At 70.8% G+C, this 3,707-nt stretch carries 3 protein-coding genes; all 3 read left to right on the top strand.

From position 1 onward, the window contains the following. The coding region (locus GH736_RS19015) for a hypothetical protein (protein ID WP_159606139.1) at nt 1–214 on the top strand (214 nt) is incomplete at its 5' end. Nucleotides 215–370: 156 nt separating this feature from the next. Next, nucleotides 371–3,409: a S8 family peptidase gene (locus tag GH736_RS19010; protein ID WP_328596914.1), complete on the top strand. Its 3,039-nt coding sequence runs from the start codon at nt 371–373 to the stop codon at nt 3,407–3,409. Between the two features lie 93 nt (nt 3,410–3,502). Further along, nucleotides 3,503–3,691, top strand: coding sequence for a hypothetical protein (locus GH736_RS19005; protein ID WP_159606135.1), 189 nt, complete (start codon nt 3,503–3,505; stop codon nt 3,689–3,691). Nucleotides 3,692–3,707 lie beyond the last annotated feature (16 nt).

The following is a 3,707-nucleotide window of genomic DNA, read 5'->3' as shown; positions in this document are numbered from 1 at the left end:
TCGCGCCGTCCTGGCCGCGAGGTCCGAGGGTCGGTTCCCCGAGACCGCGGTGAAGTTCGTCCTTCGTGCCGCCGACCCTGCCGCCGCGGCCCGGCTCCGCGACGCATCCCGTGCGGCGTTCGAGGTGCTCGCAGCCGACCCCGGCCTCCGCGTCGACCTCGATGCGAACGGCGATTACGTCTTCACGCGCGACGACCCCGACCGGGAGGCATGATGAGCGACACGACGAGCGACGCGACCAGCGACGTCCCCACCATCGAGCGCATCGAGCTGCATCGCCTCGAGGTGCCGCTCGTGCGTCCGTTCGAGACCTCGTTCGGCCGCGAGACCGTGCGCGAGGTGCTCCTCGTGCACGTGCGCACCGACGCCGGTGAAGCCTGGGGCGAGTGCGTCGCCGGCCGCGATCCGTTCTACTCGGGCGAGTACGTCGACGGTGCGGCATCCGTCATCGAGCGCTACCTCGCACCCGCGCTGCTCGACGAGGGTGCGCGCGCGAGGATCCACGCAGGACTCGTGGATCATCGAGGCCATGCAGTGGGCCGGTGCTCACGCCGACATCGTGTCGATGAGCCTCGGATCCGCCGAGCCGTCCGACGGCACCGACGTGATGTCCGAGGCGCTCGACACGATCGCCGAGCAGACCGGAGCGCTCTTCGTCGTCGCCGCAGGCAACAACGGCGCGCCCGAGGCGATCGGCGCGCCCGGCGCGGCGTCCGAGGCGCTCACCGTCGCCTCCGTCGCCGACCCGACCGGGGCGCTCTCGTACTTCTCCAACCAGGGCCCGCTCGCCTTCTCGGGCGCGCTCAAGCCCGAGCTCGCCGGCCCCGGCGAGGACGTCACGGCCGCCCGCTCGGCCGACAGCGCCGGTGAGGGCTCGTACGTCGCGATGAGCGGAACGTCGATGGCGACGCCGCACGTCGCCGGCGCCGCCGCGCTGCTCAAGCAGCAGCACCCCGAGTACACGGCCGACCAGCTGCGTGCCGCGCTCATGAGCACGGCCAAGGACGTCGGGCTGCGCTCGTACGAGGCCGGCTCCGGCGTCGTCGACCTCGAGACCGCGATCGATGCGCCCGTCATCGCATCGGGGTCGGGCGACTTCGGCATGCTCGCCTGGGGCGAGGAGCCCGAGCCCGTCGTGCGCACGATCGAGTACACGAACCGTGGAGCCGACGAGGTCGTCCTCGACCTCGACGCGTCCTTCGACGGCGCGCCCGAGGGCGTGCTCGCCATGGCCGCCGAGCAGCTCACGATCCCGGCCGGCGAGAGCCGCTCGGTCGAGCTGACGGTCGACCCCGCGAAGGTCGAGACGGGCACGCAGCTCTCGGGCACACTCGTCGCGAGCATCGATGGCGCGGACGTCGCGCGCACCGCCCTCGGCACCATCGCCGAGCAGGAGCGCTACGACCTCACCATCACCGCGACCGGCTTCGACGGCGAGCTCGTCGAGACCTACGCCGTGCTCTACGACGTGGCCAACGACTGGTACGAGCCGATCTTCGTGAGCGGCGAGTCCACGATGCGCCTGCCCGACGGCGAGTACTCGGTGATGGCGTTCATGACCCTCGACCACGCCGCCGACGAATCGGTGACCGTGCTCGTCGGCGACCCCGACCTCGTGCTCGACGGCGACGCCGAGGTGGCGTTCGACGCGCGGGCTGCGAAGCCCGTCACGGTCGATGTCGGCACCGACGGCCTCATCCCGTGGTTCAACCGCCTCGACCTGCGCGCCGACGCGTTCAGCACGAGCTACATCGACTCGGTGACGAGCGACGGGTTCTACGCCCAGCCGATGACGGCGCCGAACGCCGACGCGTTCTCGTTCACGAGCCGCTGGCGCCTCGAGCAGCCGCTGCTGGGCCTGAAGGCCGGCAAGGAGACGCTCGATCTCATCCCGCTGGCCGGCTCGGTGCTGCGCGATGCCACGATCAAGACCGGTGCCGTCAATGCCGGACATGGCACCGTCGAGGAGTTCGCCGCGGCGAAGGCAACCGGCAAGGTCGCCGTCGTGATGCGCTCCAACGACGTGTCGCCGTCGATGCAGGCGGCGAACGCGCTCGCCGCGGGTGCCGTCGCCCTGCTTATCGTGAACGACGCCGACGGCGAGTTCACCACCTGGGTCGGCAGCGAGGACTACCTGAGCGAGGTCGACCTGCCCGTCGCATCGATCAGTGGTGTCCAGGGTCGAAAGCTCCTGACGTCGATTAGCTCGAAGAAGCTCACGATCGCCGGTGAGGTCGAGCCAGCGCCCGAGGAGGTCTTCGACATCCTCCGCTTCGTCGACGGCTCGGTTCCCGAGGAGCTCGACTACCACCCGACCGATCTCGCCCGCATCGACACGACGTTCCACGGCGAGACCGGCGAGCTGATCGGCGAGTTCCGCTGGGACTTCGATCCGGTGACGCAGTACTCAGTCGGCCAGATGCTCCGCACCGAGCGCGGGCTCGAGCGCACCGACTGGGTCAACACCGACCAGGTGGAGTGGAACGAGGGCACGATGCTGATCGACGCGAGTTGGGAGATGCGCGACCTGCGTCGTTCGTACGAGCCGAACTCGGTCTCGGAGGACACCTTCTACGGGCCGATCGTGCGTCCGTTCATCGGGCCCGGGTACTGGGCGCCGATGCGCGAGGGCGACTACGCGCAGGTCAACGTCCCCTCGTGGGCCGACGGCGGCAGCCCCCAGCACACGGGCGCGCTCGACGTCTTCCAACCCGTCGACGACCGGTCGCAGATCACGGACGTCTGGGTCGACGGCGAACTGCGGGCCTCGGTGCCGTGGCAGTCGGCGACCGTCTTCGACCTCCCCGAGGGCGAGAGCGAGTTCCGCGTGCTGAACACGGCGATCCACGACGGCAGCTACATGCCCGGCTCGAACCGCACGGTCACCGAGTGGACCTTCCACTCGAGCGGCACGGTCGCCGATTACACCGCGCAGACGCTCCCGATGATCCAGGCGTACTACGACGTCGATGCGGATGCCTCGGGCGCGGTCGGTTCGGGCCGCAAGGCGGGCACGTCGGTCGAGCTCGGCCTCGAGCTGAGCCACATCGAGGACGCGATCGGCATGGCGGAGCTCACCGATGCCACGCTCGAGATGCGCGTCGCCGGGGGCGACTGGAAGCCGGTGAAGCTGGCGGATGCCGCGGCCGGCGCCGCGACGGCCACCCCGATGCTCAACTACCCGGTCGAGCGTCCGTTCCTCGAGGCGTACACCGCGAAGCTCCGGGTGCCCGACGCGGGTGCGTGGATCGACCTCAAGGTGACGGCGAAGGATGCCGCGGGCAACACGTTCTCGCAGGAGATCGAGCGGGCGTTCGAGGCGGCGCCGGCGAAGGGCGGTCACGGCGGCGGCAATGGCGGTCACGGTGGCGGCAATGGCGGTCACGGCCCGCACGGAGGTCACGCCTGACCTGAGGCACTGACACAGCAGCGACGCGGCGTCGACCGATCCACGGATCGGTCGGCGCCGCGTCGTGTCAGCCGCGCGTGCGAGCATGGGTGCATGCCCGCCGATCCCGCTCCCCGTGGCGGATCGCGGGCCACGGTGGGCGACTGGCGTCGCGAGCTCGCGACGTTCACGCCGGGGCTCGGGCACGAGGCATCCGATGACGGCGGGCACGTGGCGGCGGAGGCCGCGCCGCGACGACCCCTCGCCCTGCAGAGCAGCCGCGTGGTGGACGGGTCGTGCTGAGCGACCCCACCTGGTA

Source organism: Agromyces humi, from assembly GCF_009720255.1.
GTDB lineage: Bacteria > Actinomycetota > Actinomycetes > Actinomycetales > Microbacteriaceae > Agromyces > Agromyces humi.
Note: the sequence above shows the minus strand (reverse complement) of the source record. Positions and strands in the feature narration are given on the sequence as shown.